Source organism: Pseudoalteromonas rubra, from assembly GCF_001482385.1.
GTDB lineage: Bacteria > Pseudomonadota > Gammaproteobacteria > Enterobacterales > Alteromonadaceae > Pseudoalteromonas > Pseudoalteromonas ardens.
This window is the reverse complement of the sequence record NZ_CP013612.1, coordinates 427,409-445,558: the sequence shown is the minus strand read 5'-3', so window position 1 is coordinate 445,558 and position 18,150 is coordinate 427,409. Positions and strand designations below refer to the sequence as shown.

12 protein-coding genes and 1 pseudogene are annotated in these 18,150 nt (G+C 45.6%); 3 read left to right on the top strand and 10 right to left on the bottom strand.

All coding sequences use genetic code 11. The features are described 5' to 3' along the window. Window positions 1-60: 60 nt before the first annotated feature. From AT705_RS21140 to AT705_RS21130, 3 genes are all read right to left on the bottom strand, one after another. Window positions 61-228: a hypothetical protein gene (locus AT705_RS21140; RefSeq protein WP_157576944.1), complete on the bottom strand. Its 168-nt coding sequence runs from the start codon at window positions 226-228 to the stop codon at window positions 61-63. A 105-nt stretch (window positions 229-333) separates the two neighbouring features. Continuing rightward, complete coding sequence (locus AT705_RS21135) at window positions 334-1,566, bottom strand: UPF0149 family protein (protein WP_058798341.1); 1,233 nt, start codon at window positions 1,564-1,566, stop codon at window positions 334-336. 787 nt (window positions 1,567-2,353) lie between these two features. Beyond that, complete coding sequence (locus AT705_RS21130; RefSeq protein WP_058798340.1) at window positions 2,354-2,632, bottom strand: hypothetical protein; 279 nt, start codon at window positions 2,630-2,632, stop codon at window positions 2,354-2,356. Window positions 2,633-2,878: 246 nt separating this feature from the next. Between AT705_RS21130 and AT705_RS21125 the strand changes: the two genes are divergently transcribed. Together AT705_RS21125 and AT705_RS26120 are read left to right on the top strand one after the other, a co-directional pair. Next, window positions 2,879-6,046 carry a DEAD/DEAH box helicase gene (locus AT705_RS21125; protein WP_058798339.1) on the top strand — a complete coding sequence of 1,056 codons (3,168 nt, stop codon included), beginning with the start codon at window positions 2,879-2,881 and terminating at the stop codon, window positions 6,044-6,046. 316 nt (window positions 6,047-6,362) lie between these two features. Beyond that, a complete protein-coding gene (locus AT705_RS26120; protein ID WP_058798338.1) occupies window positions 6,363-6,665 on the top strand; it encodes a PD-(D/E)XK nuclease superfamily protein in 303 nt (100 codons plus the stop codon). A gap of 45 nt (window positions 6,666-6,710) precedes the next feature. On the opposite strand, the gene AT705_RS21115 is transcribed toward AT705_RS26120, so the two are convergent. From AT705_RS21115 to AT705_RS21095, 5 genes and pseudogenes are all read right to left on the bottom strand, one after another. Next, the gene (locus tag AT705_RS21115) at window positions 6,711-9,671 is read right to left on the bottom strand and encodes a DEAD/DEAH box helicase family protein (RefSeq protein WP_058798918.1); all 2,961 of its coding nucleotides are present in this window, start codon (window positions 9,669-9,671) and stop codon (window positions 6,711-6,713) included. Next, complete coding sequence (locus AT705_RS21110; RefSeq protein WP_058798337.1) at window positions 9,664-10,263, bottom strand: class I SAM-dependent methyltransferase; 600 nt, start codon at window positions 10,261-10,263, stop codon at window positions 9,664-9,666. The genes AT705_RS21115 and AT705_RS21110 overlap by 8 nt, the downstream gene beginning before the upstream one ends. A 740-nt stretch (window positions 10,264-11,003) precedes the next feature. Further along, entirely contained in the window at window positions 11,004-12,956 is a 1,953-nt protein-coding gene (locus AT705_RS21105; RefSeq protein WP_058798336.1) for a BNR-4 repeat-containing protein, read from the bottom strand. 610 nt (window positions 12,957-13,566) lie between these two features. Beyond that, window positions 13,567-13,704 (bottom strand): annotated as a pseudogene (locus tag AT705_RS26115) (helix-turn-helix domain-containing protein); the annotation flags it as partial. A gap of 429 nt (window positions 13,705-14,133) precedes the next feature. Next, window positions 14,134-15,255, bottom strand: a complete 1,122-nt coding sequence (locus tag AT705_RS21095) for a tlde1 domain-containing protein (protein WP_237113872.1) — start codon at window positions 15,253-15,255, stop codon at window positions 14,134-14,136. A gap of 216 nt (window positions 15,256-15,471) precedes the next feature. On the opposite strand from AT705_RS21095, the gene AT705_RS25410 reads away from it, so the two are divergent. Beyond that, window positions 15,472-15,630 (top strand): acetyltransferase, encoded by a 159-nt coding sequence (locus tag AT705_RS25410; RefSeq protein ID WP_157576943.1) that lies wholly within the window; start codon window positions 15,472-15,474, stop codon window positions 15,628-15,630. Window positions 15,631-15,675: 45 nt separating this feature from the next. Here AT705_RS25410 and AT705_RS21090 read toward each other — a convergent pair whose 3' ends face one another. Both AT705_RS21090 and AT705_RS25985 read right to left on the bottom strand, forming a co-directional pair. Then, entirely contained in the window at window positions 15,676-17,031 is a 1,356-nt protein-coding gene (locus AT705_RS21090) for a Fic family protein (protein ID WP_010387415.1), read from the bottom strand. A gap of 123 nt (window positions 17,032-17,154) precedes the next feature. Further along, on the bottom strand, window positions 17,155-18,150 hold the full coding sequence (locus AT705_RS25985; protein WP_058798333.1) for a tyrosine-type recombinase/integrase: 996 nt from the start codon (window positions 18,148-18,150) through the stop codon (window positions 17,155-17,157).

Genomic DNA, 18,150 nt, shown 5'->3' with positions numbered 1-18,150 from the left:
GTCATGAGTGATTGGATAGCGTTCGCACTCAAGACCTTGTTACAAGCAATTCAAAAATAACTAGGGTTGATTATCAGGGTCTTCGCGCCAGTCGTAGTTTCGGGCGTCATACAAGCCCGCATAAGGGTCTTTTCGTACATGCCCCATGGTTAAGGTGCCTTCTTCAAGCATTTTGAGTATAGGGCTGCCTTTTTCAAGAGGGCCTTTTACACAGGGGCACCAAAGCATATTTTTGTCTTCAACATACTCAAAAGGCTGGTCGGCCCATCGCTTAGGCTTTGACCTTTTGGTGAGCAATCTAACAAGACGAGCTATCATGGTTGATAAAACCCGTTACTTCTGTCGCAGCCAGAATAAGCTGCCCTCTACACTCAGCCAGGCTTTTTTACCGCCCGCCTCAAGGTAATAATCGACTTCTTCTTCACTGCCCGGCGTATAAGTATCAAGACAAGGTTTTGCCTTTTTCTGCCCGGTCGCTATCCTCTGAAAGTGACTATTACGATCCTTAAGAGCTTTTTTGGCTTCGCGACTATGGGGTGAATCTCCCTCTGTGGCATACAGCATAAGGGCATGTGCTGCCTGAGTAAATGTTGAGTACTCGCTAAACTGGCCCAAACAGTCTCTCAGCTGCGCCCAGTCCTGCATAACAATAAAGCAATTCAGCAATAAATACCGGTTGCCCTGATTATCATTGGGATTCAGCTTAAGCAGATCCTGCAGCTCTTCAGCAGCTTTATCGGGGTTGCCATAACACAGATTTAAATGTGCCCGCTTAGCACGCAGCATCATATAAGGCCGTGTCTCATGCATTTTCCAGAAAACCCCCATATTTTCGGTTCTAAAATCGGGGGTGATCATGTTCTCTTCAAACCGTTTAACCAGACTGTCGAATTCTGCAATCGCTGCCTCATCGTCGCGGTCTAAGACTTCTTCCAGCATGTCGTTAAACACTTCGTGGGCTTGCTCAAGCATTTCTTCGTCAGTAATGCCATACTCGCCCAGCACTTCAACCATATCGTCGGCAAAGCGCATGGCGTAAGCCGTATTGGCGACATACGTGGGGATCATGCGGCGCTGTTTTAACAGCACTTTAGTAAAGTCCCCACAGTCGTCTTCAAACTCTTTTTTGGCCTGCTCATAACTGGTAAAGCCACGCAGAATTTCTTTTAGCCACTGTAACTGCTGACGCTGCTCTGCATTGATATGCTCAGTATTTATCCAGGTAAGCGCACGCAACATCCCCATGCAATACAGCGGTAAGGGTTTGCCAGCGCTCAGACTGTCTTGTGGATCCGTTTTAGATACTATGCATTGCTTAGGTAAGGTATTTTCATCTCGAACCATTCTGCGAAAGCACAAGGTATAGAAATCCATCACTGCTTCTAATTGCTTAGCATGTTCAAGTGTGTAGTGACCAAATAAGTGCTCAAGCCATTCACTTGGCAAAGGGGGCTGCAATGCAACACCCAGCCCCATTAAATATCCTTCAATGTAAAGAATATCTGGCTGGAGCTCACTATTTGCCGAAAAGGCTTTTACAGCTTTTTTAATCAACTGAATAGACATAGAAAATTGTTTTTGCATGAGTTTAGTGTGTTATACCGCCCAGCAGCGCGAAGGTAAAGGCATTAACCATTAAATAACAGCTGTTATACAAAAAAAACCGTTTGTTCGCTCATTAAGTATGCACTTATGCAGCGTTAAAGATGGCTAGCCTTGTATAACCACGACAAAGTACGACATAAAAAAAGCAATGCCACACAGGGAGCCTGGCATTGCTATAAAGGCCATCTGAATATCCAGATGGTTCACATGAGACCGGAATCAACAAACACCCGATTTGTCAAAATACCTATGGCGCAGATCGCATAAGCGGCGAGCATATACGCTCAGCTTTGTGTAACTCACAACCACAAAGATATCGCTGTCATTTAGCCAAATAATGAGTGCGTAGTAATCCGGGTTCGCAAAACCAGACCTGTAATCTGCTTATCACCATTACATTCAATTGGGTACCACGCTATTGGCAGGTACTACAGTCGCACAACATCTACAGCAAAAGCAATTACAGACGATTACAATGTAACCACATTAGAGGTACAAGCAAAAGCCTGATAGCATTAGATTTTGGTCGTATAGTGCACACTATTCATGTTGGCCAAATGGCATATATTCAAAGTGATTTGCGATACCAGAAGCACCTATTCGAAGGGAGTCAAAGAAGTGTCTTCCCCAACAGGAAAAGCGTGAAGACAGCAAAGAACAGCATAAAAAAGGCCGCTTACGCAGCCAAAAGCTCAATTTAAGATAGTTATAAATTCAGTCAGCGGACAATGCTGCCAACAGACTGTTATTAATTATCTGTACAAGTCACCGTTTCAATTAGCTCATAACAGCGATTTTTTGAACCGCTGTCTTTTTGAACCCACTTAGTGCCACCGGCATAGCGAGCAAAAGTAGACTCGTCTTCACCACACTTAGTGGTAAAACGAACTGCATCATCAAACCCATTGATATGGCAATAACCATACGCATTGTAGGCAGTCGCCCATACATCCAGCTTTACTGAGCTGTTGGCATAAACACCCACATTATGTAACACCACTTCTCTGGCCGCAGAAAAAACGCACACGCGCTAAGTGCAACAGCAATAATCAGTTTTTTCTTTTCTCAGTCCTTTTACTTATTTTTAGAGTTTCATTAACGAGTAATTTATTGCCCAATCTGATGATAAAATGCGCTGATTGACTTTTTGCTTCACAATTGTGAATAAAGAGTTACCAAGGTTGAGGGCGAATTGTATTCAATGCTTTAATGATCTTCACAAAGGATTTAAACTAAAAGCGTTTCAAGCACATAAAAACAGTAAGGATAGCCCGTGCAGCAGTTTGGCATCTATGAACAACTAATCACACAGGTAGTAGAGCAACAACTTGATCGAGAGCGCTTTTATGTTGGCGAACGTCAGCTAGAAAGTGATGAAGCAGCCATTTGGCTCTCACGTTTTATGTCAAAACTCATGCAACTTGCTATCGACCGCATACCTGCGGGCGAAAAAAACCGTTTGGAACAACAGATCCAGCTCGCTAACAAGTTTGTTTTTTGGCTTAAAGATCAGCTTAGTGACGCACATAGCATCGAAGAGAACTTAGTTAATACACAGGGGAAAATACTCACGGCCTTATTTGATAAGCGTAATCCTTTGGCAGCTGACCTGGCACAATATAGTAATACCATCTTTCCTCAAACCGGGCTTACTCAAAGCGAGTTGTTCTCTGGTGCTAATGCGGGCTTGTCTTTGGAGAGCGAGCTAAAGCGAGAAATACAGTCCTCAGATACAATATATTGGCTGGTCTCGTTTATACGTTGGACCGGGATCCGCATATTCAAAGAGGTGCTGCAAGAGTTTACCCAAAGCGGCAAAAAACTAAAGGTCATTACCACCTCATACATGGGGGCTACAGATCAACGCGCAATTGACTTTTTGGCAGGTTTACCGAACACCGAAATCAAAATCAGCTACAACACGCGCAGTGAAAGGCTTCACGCAAAGTCTTATTTATTCATGCGTAACAACGGGTTTCATACAGGCTATATTGGCTCTTCCAACCTCTCTTACTCTGCGCTATCAAGCGGATTGGAGTGGAACTTAAAGATCACCAGCCAGGAAATCCCCCATATTATCAAAAAGTCGCTCAGTACTTTTGAAACCTATTGGGAGTCAGATGAATTTGAGTTATACACCGGTCAGGAAACCTGTAAGCAGAAACTCAAAGCAGCCTTATCAAACGATAAAGATCAGTTCTCAGATGTCAGCCACTGTTATTTTGACTTAGCCCCTAAACCTCATCAACGCACCATACTTGATAAACTCAGTGCTGAACGAACACTCCACAATCGCACTAAAAACCTGGTAGTGGCTGCAACCGGTACCGGTAAAACACTTATTTCCGCTTTCGACTTTCAGCAATTTATCAAAGACAAGCCAGATGCCAAATTGCTCTTTGTTGCGCATCGTGAAGAAATATTAAAACAAGCCAGAGGCGCTTTCAGAGCTGTTTTAAAAGACAACCAATTTGGGGAACTTTGGGTTGGTAACCATAAACCAGAGCATTATCGTCAGCTCTTTGCATCAGTGCAAACACTCAACAACCAGCTTGACTCCCTAAACCTGACAGCCGATTACTTTGACTACATAGTGATAGACGAAGTACATCATATAGCAGCGCGTAGTTATCGAGATATTTTAAAGCACTTTATTCCTGAAATACTACTGGGCCTTACAGCTACACCTGAAAGGCAGGATGGCGGAAATATCCTAAACGACTTTGATGGGGTCATTGCAGCAGAATTACGATTGCCAGAAGCAATCAACCAAAGGCACTTATGTCCATTCCATTACTTTGCGGTGGATGATGACACTGACTTACGCACTATTCCATGGAAACAAGGACGCTACGATATAGCCGCGCTTACACAGCTATACACGCATAACGACCAAAGAGCGCGAAAAATTATCGCCAGTATGCAGGATATTCTCGTCAACGTGCATCACATCAAAGCGCTAGCATTCTGCGTTAGTAAAGCACATGCCAATTTCATGGCAAAGCAATTCAATTTAAATGGCATAAGCGCAAATGTGTTAACCAGCGATAACACCCAAGAAAGACACAAGATGCAAACGGCCCTGCGCACCGGCGACATTAATATTTTGTGTGTGATAGACATTTTTAACGAGGGTGTCGATATTCCAGAAATAGATACACTGTTATTCTTACGTCCAACCGAAAGCCTGACATTGTTCTTACAACAACTAGGTCGGGGCCTGCGGCTTAGCAATGATGAAAAAGAGTGCTGTACCGTACTCGATTTTGTCGGCAATGCCAGACCAGAATACGATTTCGCCACCAAATTCAGAGGCCTGATAGGCAAAACAAATACTGCCATCGGCAATGAAATTAAAGACGATTTTCCACATGTGCCGCTGGGTTGTCGCATTGAGCTGCAAAAACAAAGCAAAGAAGTTATTCTCAATAATATTCGTAAAGCGGAGAATAACTTAAACAGGTTAAGAGCCCTAGTTAACCGCTTTGCACAAGACACCAACCTGCCATTGACCCTGGCCAATTTTCTACAGGTTAATCCCAGTGTCACGCTTGAGGATGCCTATAAGGCCACACAATCTGGCATAAGCCGATGGCATATTCTGACTCAACCTCAATTGGTTGAGCGTGAACTATTACTCATTAAGGCTTATAACCGTGCAATCAATACCCAACTGCTGGTGTGTAACTCACTTACCTATCTGAGCTTTCTGCATGCTTTGTGTGACAACCAGTTCGATGTATCACAAGTCAAACAGTTTGATAGAAAAACAAAAGATGCTTTGGCTATGATGGCGTTTTACAACTTTTGGGAAACACCACAAAATCAGGCAAACTCGAAATCCGTTGCCGCGGGCCTTAAAGCATTGAACCATCCCGTTCTAACTGCTGAGCTAAAAGACGTATTATCTATTTTAATCAACCATGTCGAACACTTAGAACACCCACTGGCATCTTTGCCTAACAAAGCACTACAGCTACATAGCCGATACACTCGAGAACAGATCTTCGCGGCCATGGGAGAGCACACCTTTGCAAAACGCTCATCATCACGCGAAGGCGTCAAGGAGTTCAAGTCTCTGAATATTGAGATTTTGTTTGTCACTCTAAATAAATGCGAAAAAGTTTACTCACCCACAACTTTATACAATGATTACGCCATCAGCCCTACCCTTTTCCACTGGCAAAGCCAGAACACAGCCCGCCCCGAACGCGGTAAGGGGCTGAGTTATATCCAGCATAAAGAAACAGGAAAACGATTATTTTTGTTTGTTCGCGAACAAAACAAAGACGAAAACGGCAGAACCATGGGGTTTGTCAATTTTGGCGAGGTCAGCTACGTTCAGCATCAGGGTAGCCAACCTATGGATATCACCTGGAAATTACACCACCCCATGCCGAATGATATCTGGCATGAGGCAGGGAAATTAGCGGTGGGTTGAGTTAAAAGTTCAGAGTTTCTGGTCACTATATGGTTCCATATCAAAGAGTTTTGCTTATTTTTTGACATCTGACATGTAATTAAAGTACAAAAAGCATTCAACATATGAATTTTCTAATAAGGATATGATTATGGAATCTCAAATGCCTCTTTTTAAAGAGCTCTCAAGTACAGTTAGGGACTCTGCTACTCCCCAAGAGTCTAACCGAAGGTTTTGTAAAGAACTGGAAACGGCATTAATTGACTTGGGTTTCTCACTTAGCCCAGATGAAAACCTTAAACCCAATTCTTTTTGTACATGACAAACTTACAAAGACATGTATGGTGCTGATCGCCAAAGCTCATTTTTAATAAACTCAGCACAATACGGGCTAGTTAGAGTAGAAGCGCACAGGCAAGAAAAATCAGGCTCGGTAGACCAAAAGTTTCCTTTCTTCTTTCAGTCTATGCTCGGTACGCCAGAAAAGCATTTGGTCATCGTCTTTGACGGGGAGGGTTATAAAAAAGAAGCATACACTTGGCTTACAAACAAAGTAGAATCAGTTGAAGACAAGGTCTTTAAAGTGTTCAGAACACTAGATCTCTTTCTGAAATGGATAACAAGTGCCGAAAGAGATTAGATTATAGTAAAACAACCTACAACTCAAAGCTGCTAAGCGGTTGAATCACCTCAACCGCGCAAACGTCACGAAACTATCATCCGCGATAATGGTTTTGTAATCCGGGTTGCGAGCGACCAGCAGGTATCTGACTTCGCCCTCTTCGTTGTATTCTTTTTGCACGTCTCGTAGTAAAAACTGGGCGTCGCCCGATTCGTCAAATCGTTCAATGGCGATAGTGGTGCCTGTGATTGAACCAGCGTTGTCGCTGCTGATGCGCTCCAGTACCAATAAATCGCCGTCCAGAATGGGATTTTTACCGCCATTCATTGAGTTGCCGCTGGCGTGTGCCAGAAAGTGTTTATCCGGGTCTATTCGCCCAACCCCTTCAGGCGCGGGGCGCCATGTCATGTCGCTGTCGTCACCGGTTTTAAAATGGCCGCAGGCAATTTTCAGATTGGGGAAATACGGCAACTGAACCACATTGGTGCTCTCGGGTTCACTTTGCTGCTCTGGTCTATCTGGCTCTTTTTCGTCATCCGGCTCAGGGGTTGCTGCTTGAGGCTCTGAAATGCGCTTGTTTTCAATGCGCTGAGTGTATTCAGCTAGTCTGAGTTCAATAAGCTCTGCAACGCAGTCTGCCAGCTTGTCGATATCTTGGTCCGGGAGCTGGCCAATATTCACTTGAGCAACCAGCCGGGCTGTTTGCAGATCTTCGCCGTTTTTTTCGACCTTAAACCAGGTTGTGCCTTGTTTGGCTTTTTTAAGCCCGGTAAAGGCTTCTATGGGGTTGCCCAGCCAGTAGCTGAACCAGGCCTGGCTGTCCGGTTCCAGTGCTCGTTTAGATTCAGGCAGGTCGTGTGCTTTAAGGTGTGGGTAACGTGCTAAAATTGCGGCACTGACTTTAGCCAAGCTCGTCAGGGTTGGCGCAGCCCTGAAGCCATCGAGCTGTATAAAAGCTTGCAATAAAATGGCCTTAAAGCACTTAGTCATACTGGTTTGCTGTACAGAATTAAACAGAAAATCAACGTAAGGCGCTAACCAGTCAGCGCTGATTTGGTCACCGATATCGGCCAGCATCGAAAACCAGCTGCCGTGTTGTTTATTTACTTTTTTCAGGTCGCCGTAGTGACGATAAAACTCGCTCGCACTCGGGCTATGACCAAGCAACTGCGCCAGATGCTCATAATCTTCCAGTGCTGTGGTGCGTTGTATTTTGGCCAGTTGCTGCCAAAAGTCAGTGATCTCCAGGTCAAAGTTAATGAAACACCCTTCGGGCAATTTCGGATCTCTCAGTGCTTGCGTGATCCCTTTTGCGCCTTGCGCATCAAGTAGCGCCGCCGGTTTGTTCAAAAAGCTATGGTGGTTGCCAATAAAATCCAGCACAGTAAGGTGGGTTTTGCCTTCACAAGTACGCAATCCTCGACCAAGCTGCTGTAAAAAAAGAATCTTGGAATCGCTGGGCCGCAGCATCAGTACAGTATCAATGCTGGGTAAGTCGGTGCCTTCGTTAAATAAATCAACGGAAAATACAATCTCAACCTGTCCTTGCTCAAGCTGTTCGAGTGCATCATTACGACGTATCTGAGAGTCGCTGTATACTGCCAATGCCTTGACACCGGCATTATTAAAGTATCCAGCCATGTGTTCGGCATGGCGTTTAGAAATGCAAAATGCCAGCGTGCGTTGCTGCTTGCGCGCTTGCCATTCTTTTAATGCATGTGCCGCCCGTTTACTGGTGGCAAACTGATTTTCCAGTGCGTCCGGATCGAACCGGCCATTGCGCCAGGGAATTGCGGTGTAATCAACGTCCTGATCCCAAATGCCATAATATTGAAATGGCACCAGGGTGCCGTTATCAATCCCCTGAGTAAGATTGCGTTCAAACACCAGATTATTATCACACAGTCCTAGAATATCGGCCTGATCGGTACGTTCCGGCGTGGCAGTCAAGCCCAATAAAAACTGTGGTGTAAAATAATTGAGCAATGCCCGGTACACCTGGGCACTGGCATGATGAAATTCATCCACCACAATATAATCAAAATGATCCTGAGCAAACCGCTGTAGATGGCGGTTTTGACCTAACGTCTGGACCGATGCAAAAAGACAATCAGCGTCCGCATCTTTCTTTTTGCCCGTATATAACCCGGTTTTGCATTGTAACAGGCGCGCAAATGTACGCTGGGCCTGAGTCAGGATTTCCTCACGATGGGCAACAAACAAAATTCGCTTTGCATGCATTTGCTGCGCATCAAATACCGAAAGCCAGGTTTTTCCCATTCCGGTTGCCAGCACCACAAGTCCCCGCCTAAATCCCTGACGACGTGTGTTTGCCAGCGCATCCAGAGCCAGCTGTTGATCAGCACGCGGGGTAACAGGCTCTGCATCACTCACGTCTTCCGCTTCTGCGGCCACCATAAACTGCGGCGCATTCCGTCTATTTATATAGCTATCAATCCAGCTATGGCACAGAGTTCTGACGTTGCTATGAGAAAACAGCTCAGCAAAAGACTGGCGAATATGGTTGAATTCGCAGGCACCTTTGCTGCCTGGTGGATGGGTGTAGTCATGTCGAAAACACCATTCAAGCCCCGTTGTTAACGCACTTTTACTGATATTGTTTGAGCCGATAAAAGCGCAGCCCGCTGCAATCTCTGCGCTGTTTTCCTGCGTTTTGACAAAAATATACGACTTCATATGAAAGCTCTGGTTTTTATCGCTTTCATAGATGCGAATATCAGCGCCGCGCTCAACCAGAGTCATTAGCTCCCGTAATGCCACTGGACTGGTAATGTCGAGATAATCAGAAGTGAGCAGTTTTAATTGCGCGCCACTGCGTAATGCCTCAAGCAGAGGGTCAAACAACAACGCCAGACCGCTTGGCTGAATAAAAGACACTGTGATTTCTATTTCGTCGGCATGGTTAATGGCATGCACAAGCTTTGGCAATAAGGGGTCGGTGCCACCCGTCGTCAGCTGACGTGCGCTATTTTGCAATACGGTACTCTGACTAAAATTATTCACCACCCACCCTTTCTAACAAAGCATTAAGCCAGCGTTCGTGTTCGCGGCCGGGGCGTTGGTCGCCGGTTTGCCAGGTTTTGCAGGCTTTAAGGCCGGTGTTTTGTGCAAGCAAAGTGTTCAGGCTTTGCTCTGTGAGGTCGCTGAATGCGCGGCCATCTGTGGTGCGTTCGCCCTCTCCGTATTTAAACGAGATGTAGATGATGCCTTCTGGTTTGAGTGCTTTTTGCAGGCGCTGAAAAACCGCCGAGAGCTCTGCCATGGGGACATGTAACAGGCTGGCGCAGCACCAGATGGCGTCATAAGTATTGATGTCTCTGAGTTCGTCGAAACTGAAGCAGCCGACGGGTTGTTCCAGGTGGAAGCTGGCGATGTTGGCAAGCTCGGCGCAGGCATCGAAGGCTTCCACCCGGTAGCCGAGGTTTTTAAACGCCAGTGCATCTCGGCCTGAGCCGCAACCGGCATCCAGGATTTTGCCGCCTTTGGGTATAGCGGGTAAAAACACGTCGTACAGTGGCTGCATATCGACCGTGAAGGTTGCCTCGGCAAAACTGGCTGCGTTGCGGCTGTAGTATTCTAATGTGGAGTCTGACATCACTCACCCGTTTACTCTGTGGTGTAGCTGGTAAGGAGATGATGCAGTGGGACAGGTAATGGCATTTAGGGAACTTCCCGGCTCATTGCCTGTTGTTCGGCGGTTACAACTTCCTTTGCGCGACACTTTAAACTGTTCTTACTGTTCTTACTGTTCTTACTGTTCTTACTGTGTGCCTGCCCTTCTTTTGACGATTAAGAGTTAGACGGCTATCAGTTAAACCGTAATCAGGTGGACCATCATTTGGTGCAGGCGCATGATTAATTTACAACACTTTTTTCTGGTTGAGTAGCTTTTTATCTGCTGTTGTTAGCGACTTTAAAACAATTGTACAACTTTTGATTACAACTTGGATTGTTGACCAGAAATGCTTGGAGATTGAGGGGGTGGCGGGCTTTTGGTTAACCTTTTATCCTAACTCAATGTGCTTTTGGCGCTGTTACAGTGAGTTACACTGACAAGAAGACAGTACAGTGTTTTGATCAGTGCGGGTAGTTTGGGCTTTGGGTGTTTTCGGTAGGTGACTCCCGGCTTAGGGGCTGGGGTGACGAAAAGCACGGAGGCCTGATAACGAAGAGCTCAGCAGCCGGGATGACAGTATGGAGCGTTGATCAGATTTGATACCGTAGGCTCTGGGGCTCGGGCTACGAAAGGTCCGACAACTGCTATGATAAGGGCAGGTGCTGGGAAAAAATAAAGCCGACCCCGGCGGTAACTTCGGGGTCGGTGCAGATGTGTAATTACATCGTGTTATCTTCGGTTGTACAGCGATTAAACACGTAGCGCGTTGGGCACGCCAATTTCTTGCTTGTACCAAAGTTGCCAGTCAACTGTACTTGCTGACCGTAGCGACCAGAGAGCACCAGATCCACACGGGATTTATTCGCCATTTGCGCCCAAAAATACACAGGCTCCTGACCGGTGATTGATTTGGCATTATGTACCTTACGGATATAGTTTACCTCGTTCGGGTCACGGTAGTGTTGTGCGCCCATATAGCTCCATACTTTCACGTCACCCGCTGTTTTCAGATTGCTGTTATACAGATGTACTTTACCTCCGGCCAGCTTGTCACCGCTGGACATTGGGAAAGCAAGTTCACTGTAACCGCTTTGACCATGAGAGATCACCGTACCCGATGAATAAGCGTGATCAGCCCAGCAATCAGCTGAGTTGTAACAGCCAACATACTCTTTGTTGCCATTCTGATCGATTACCAATGCGCGGATCATACGACGAGAGTCTGCTGATGTTTTTGGTACAAATCCGTGAATACCATCGGCCTCTGTTACCAGTACTTTCAAAGAGGTCAGGTAACCACCATACCCATTAGTGGTGATGTCCAGGTCTTTAACGTAAATACGCTTTTTAATCGTAGTTCTGTAAGGGTTGTAACCACTGACGATATCAACACTGGTATCTGGCTGATATAACAAGGCTTCGTTGAGCTTACTCAGCGTATTAACGTATTGCCCACGACTTGTGTCAATAAGCGTCCTGTGTTTAGCGTTCTTCCAGGTTTTGCCGCCATCTCTGGAATACATAAAGTACAGGTTAGTGCGGTTGTCGTTAGGAACATGTCGGTTTTGTTTTATGCCATTTTTACCAAGCGCAAGACACTCACTTCGTGCACCTGTTTTCAGTGTGCAGCTGTCTGGCATATGCACATTAAAGGCCATGGCCAATACGCCATTGCGCTCAGTACTTACTGAATAGTGACCAAAGCTCAGTTTATCATCCAGTGCAACCAGCTTTTTACTTGTCAGGGCCGTCAGGCCACCCGATTGTGGCAGGTATTCTGTCATATAAAGCTGGCGACGCGCGGTTTGTTTGTACTCATTTGTCACCTCAGTAGGTGTCTGGATATAACGAGTATTCAGTAGTACAAACTTGTTATTAACCCACCAAGCCTGCGGATAGGTAAAGCCCAGGTTGTAGCAGCTCTTGCTGCTGTCAGTACAGTTATGGTCTCTGTCCAGTGTCAGGCCGCGTTCGTTTTTCGCATCGACCAGTTTGAATGAGCCTAAATGTGCGAAGAAGTTATCGTGCTTGTTCGATGAGCGGTAAATCAGGCCACCCCGGGTTGAGTTGCGTCCAGAGATAAACACATAAACATAGCCCTGGCTGTCAACATTAATGACGGCCGTATCATGAAAATCACTGGTATCTTTAACATGCACAATCACAGGCTCTTTGATCATGCCCGTTTTGTGGTTGTAGGCACCCACTGCGTACACCAAACGTTCATACCCTTTATTTGGCGCAGGCGCATTCAAGGCGCAGTCTGAATGTGCCCCATTGATGATGTAATAAGTCCAGTCGCCACGCTGAACAGCCATCGGTGCCGCTTTGGCTGATCCTGTTGATGCCGGGCCTGAATACTTAGGTACATTTTGTCCACCCACGTAAAAAAGCTGATTATCCAGACTATAGTAACTACCGCGCAGCAAACGCTCGTTAAGGGTTCTGTTCAGATAGTCATAGGGCGATACTTTGTTGCGAAAATAAGCGTTGTAGTAGCTATCTGAGTCATTTGAATAATTCAGACCTTTTTGCTCATAACTACATTTGCTATGTGAGTTAAAGTTATACGGATCAGAATATCCTTTTGTCGGGTCGAGCGCAGCGTGTGCACTAAGCACAGGTGAAAGTAATAACCCTGCAATCAGGGCTTTTGTTGCTTTTGTCTTCATTGTTATTCCTTTTTTATGTGATTTGTACCCAAACGGCACAAATTCGCAGCTATTAGACAAGAGTAAAGACGTAAGAACAAGGCTGTGATCAAATAAAAGTTAGTAATCAATCATTAAATAGCGCTCAAAATAAAGTTAGTCGCTCAAATAACATTCTTACTGCGTGTCGGTATGTACTGACTGATTGACTCTCTACAATGAGTCTCGGGGAGTCCCCCCCAAAAAAATGCCGCAATCTAAAGCTGCTTTCTCAAATAAAATACACTCCCCAGATGGGGGCGGAATATGTACTCGTTTTGGTAACTTGGCCATTTACAAGCGGCTCCGAAAGTGTAAAAGTAATCCCCGGTGACATAACAAAACGGAGACCATTATGAAACTTACTCTAAAAACAAAAAAGATGAAGAACCTGTCAGGTATTCAAGCAATGCAAGCTCAATTTACACCGCGGGTACAGGGAGGAGCGGTAACCAACCTAAATAGCAGACCACATGCTACAGGGTCGAATGTTACAACATGTAATCAAGATACTATATAAACAAATAATCATGTTGAACTATATAATTGATTAAATATAAAAAAGGCACACATTGTGCCTTTTTTCGTTGATTTACTCTCGCTGCTCAGACTCTTTCTCATACTGCTTCGTATAATGCTGCGGAGACATATTAAACTCTGCTTTAAAGCAACTACTAAAATAGGCAGGGGATGAAAACCCAACCTGATAAGCAACATCAGCGACTAAAGCACCGGCTTGTAACTGGGTGGTGGGACTGGCCGCAAATGCATCCTCCGCTGGTCAGTTGTGCATGCCAGCGCTGATTTCCACTGCACACCGTGCTGGCTTGATTGCACAGAAAAAAGGCGCTCACTGAGCGCCAACTTGAATGGGTACCACTATTCCTATCTTTAACTTTTTTTCAAAGAAAAACGATATAAAAGTTAACTAGCAACAGAAAAGAACTTAACCATCTCTTTTTTTTAAAAAATAAAAGAGTTGACAAGAATGGAAGTAGATTTACCAAAAAAATATAACCCCAATAATGAGAACTTGAGGAATACCAAAAACCATACACCTCAGAACCAAAAATATAATCACTTGGTGACTTTAAATACAAACCAAGAATAAACAACCCAACAAGTAAAAATAAAACATTAAAAAAAACAATAAACATCTTCACTCGTAATTTACCTTCAATATAATATCCTGATTGTAACTTTTAAAATACCTTACAAAATCAGACATGTTGGATGTCAAATCTATACAGCCTGCCGAACCAGGATACATGCCACCATGGATAGAAAATCCACTTCTTCCATAAGTTTCAGTCCCGTACTCTGGCGAAAGCCATACTCGGTGTTCCCCCCACGCAATCTTTCCGCCCGGCCAAGGACCCGCTTTCATGATAGCAGCTAATTTATACTCGTCAGGAAGAGATTCCCAATCTTGCAAACGATGCTGCTCCACATAATATTCACCTTCAGGTATAGGGCCAACATCTTTTACATTCTGTTGATCTGCAGTAGCTCCATCTCTACCCGATACCGCATCCCACTCCTTCTTGACATTTCCTTCATCATCTATCCATTTCAATTTCTTGCCATTGAATCGCATCTCAGCATTCAACAAGTGCATCATAGCCGCTGTTCGTGCGCCATTTGAGAACTTGCCACCGGTAATCGCACTCGCTGTACCACCGACAATAGCAGCTACAGCCGTTCTACCTGCGATTGCTGACCATTCGCGGTTATTCATATTAAACCCGGCATTGCCCATGGCCATTTTAGTAAAGCCAGCCGCAATAAACCCATGGCCAAATTTGCCGCCCGACAAGACGCTAGATACACCACCAACAAGCGCGTGACTACCGGCCCAAGCCAGTTGCTCCGATAGTTCAGCGGTCGCGAAATTTCCAAATTCTCCTTTAAAATGCTCCCCTACCTGCTGGAATGCATAAGCAGAGGCCGCAGATATAGCACCACTCTTTAACGCTGCACCAAAATCTCCCGTCACAGCATAAGTTTGCGCTGCATTGTACGCCCCCAAACAAGCAGGAGCCGCCGCATTACATACTATCCCAATCCCAATTTGAGCAGCCGCATTAAGGACCGGTACTTTGGCAATTGCGCGTAGTGCGTTGCCTACAGTCCCTTGCCAATACTTTTTATACAAGCTGCCAAGCTTCTTAAACAAATACCCACTCGGATCCGTATAACTCAGCGGATTATTCAACACATAAGAATAAGCATTGTAATTCTGCAAATTACTCGGTGCCTGCACCACCGGATCCGCCTGCATAAACCTACCCGTGTCTGCATCGTAGATCCGACCATTCATATGGGCGAATGTGATCTTGGATCCCTCTCAATCAGCTCTCGCTATATTTGTTCTATGATTATTTTGGTGCCTGAAACCCTCAATGCGGTATCATAGCTCACCATGCTTTCCTAAAAGCGTATAAAAACTTATTGCTTGTATTCAAGTCAGGAAAGCTGGCTATTCTATAGGTGTAACATGAAAGATTATGGTGTAAAACTGGTACACAGGCCAGCTATCAAGGTGAAGTCCGATTTAGATCTGAGTACCAGTGAAGGCAGGCAAATCGTCAGATCTGAAACCAGCCTTATCAAACTTCGTCAGGCCAAAACTTTGGCTAAACTCGCCACTTTGTAGGTAAGAATGGCCCGTAGCTATATTTGGCCATTCTTGTTCATTGCCTTACCCCCAGCTCTCAATAATTGCTGTTTTGCTGCGCATCGTGAATACCCATTCCTTGCCTGCTTTTTCTTTTTCAAATAGGTTCAGCTCAACCAGGCCGTTTAAGGCATCTCGTGCGGTATTGTATGAGCAGCCCAGGTTTTCTTTCACATTAACCGCTGTAAACTGCTTGGTCTTACCGCTTTTTGCCACCATAAACAGCGTTTTTTGTTTGTCACTGAGCTTACTGAACAGGCCGGAGTCCCATAGCCAGCGGGTGAACGCTTCAGACTCTCTCAGGTTATTCTCATAGGCATGCTTAAATTCGCCAATCGCACGACCTACAATTTTGCACTGGTAGTCAATGAAGTAGGTTAGATCCAGGTCGTCCGTTTCAGTGTATAAGTAGCTTTTTCCATATTGGATAGGGGCTGCTTTAAGTAGCACGCTGATGGCTATATACCTGAAGGCCGCGTAGTCATTTTTGAACATGTACCAGTAAAATAACGAGCGCGCTACGCGGCCATTTCCATCCCTGAATGGGTGCTCAAATCCAATCACAAAGTGCATAACGATTGCTTTAATAAGTGGATGCAAATAGTGACTGCTTTCGACATCCTGATGGTCCTGATTTACCCAGGCAATAAACTGCTCCAGCCGCTCGTGAATTCGGTTTGCTGGCGGTGGGGTGTGTACCGTGTTGCCCTCAGCATCAGCCACTTCAACATCATCTGTCTGCCTGAACGCGCCGGGGTGGTATTTTTCATCATCAATCGACTCCACACCGATTTGGTGCATGGACTGAATAAGGTCAATGGACAACCGTTTGTGGCGGTTTTGCCAGGCGAATTGCATCATTTTAAAATTGCCAATGATCATTTTCTCGTCTGGCGTCCTTGGCTTTCTTGCTCGCTTGAGCAGATCTTTTGCCACTTTTGTTGTGGTAGCAGCCCCCTCCAGTTGGCTGCTACTAATGGCTTCGTCCTCGATCAGGTCATTAAGCAAATATTCAAAGTGTTTTTCTTCGCCTACTTTACTGCACATGTACTCGAGTGAGGCGCTGGTTGCATGCCTGTCTGCCTCTGAGATTGCCTTCTGCATGGTCGGTGTCAGATAGAAACGGGCCTGCCGCTCGGGTTCATCCAATGGCAGTACGGGGCTCAGCTGTTTACTTCTGGCTTTCTTGATAAGGCTCCAGGCAATGTCCAGTTCCAGCCCTTTTGGCAGACGAAACCGTAATTCGTCATAGTGCAGGTAGCGCCCCTTGTCATCAACCACGGAGGCGTGATCAAAATAACGGGAGAGCTCTTTAGGGGCATGCTCAGTGATCCAGGTCAGTGGATCAGTGTGAGTCAATTGCGGTGGATGCTTAATCATATACTTATCTCAAAACACCTGAATTTTGAGATAAGTATATTATAAAGATAAAAGATATGTCTCAAAAATATCACAAATTGAGATATAAAACCCTGTTAATGTCCATAAACATCACGGTCTCAACTACACATCTTCCCTGATATAGTCATGTAGCTTACTGTCTGCCATTGCCTGCGACCTGGCCGCCGGGTGGCATCGGCTCAGCGTTTCCCTTAATTGCACCTGAGTAACACTCAGATAGACCTGAGTTGTAGAAATGTCGGCATGTCCGAGGTACTCCTGAATACACCTCACATCCGCACCGTGTTGTAGCAAATGTGTGGCGGCCGAATGCCGGAGTACATTGCAGGCAGCCCCAACGTCAAGACCCGCCATCAGCAGATACTTTTTTACCAGCCTGCTTAGCTGTGACGCATTAAACGGTTTTCCCTGGTTATCCAAAAAGAAGTGAGTCCCCGAATTCAGTTTCGCCAGCTTTGGTCTGGCAAAGTTCAGATAAGCGTTCAGCCAGGATACCGTTCTGGGATACAAAGGGGTGTAGCGACCTTTACCACCTTTGCCTTTTCTGACCAGTATGGCGCATTTGTCTGAGTCAGTCCGTACGTCCTGCAACTGCAACTTTCCGGCTTCCATACGTCGTGCAGCAGTGCCGTAGTAACACTCCAAAATGGCTCTATCGCGCAAGCCGGTGAGGCCGTATGGCCGGGTCTGATACATTAACCATTCAATTTCTTCTTCGCTCAGAAAGGCGGTCACGACGGGCCGTGGTGCCTTAGGTATTCTGGCGCTCACCAGAGGATCTTCAGTAATGAGCCCCGTATAGGCCAGCTCTTTGAACAATGTGCGAATGTCTGCTGCACGTTTTCGTCGCGTTGTGGCATTCAGCTGTGCATGTGTTTTCGGGCTAATATGGCGACACAAGTAGACTTTGTATTGCTCGAAACAAGCTTTCGTTACCTGCTCCGCACTTTCAATGCCCTGAGCGTGCAGCCAGGCAAAGAACAACTCATGATTATTGCGCTGCTTGTCAATGGTCATCAGCGACAACCCATCGGCCATCCTGTACTGATCGTTACGATCAAGCAGCTGTCGTGTGGCGCTGTTAATTCGAGGGTTCAT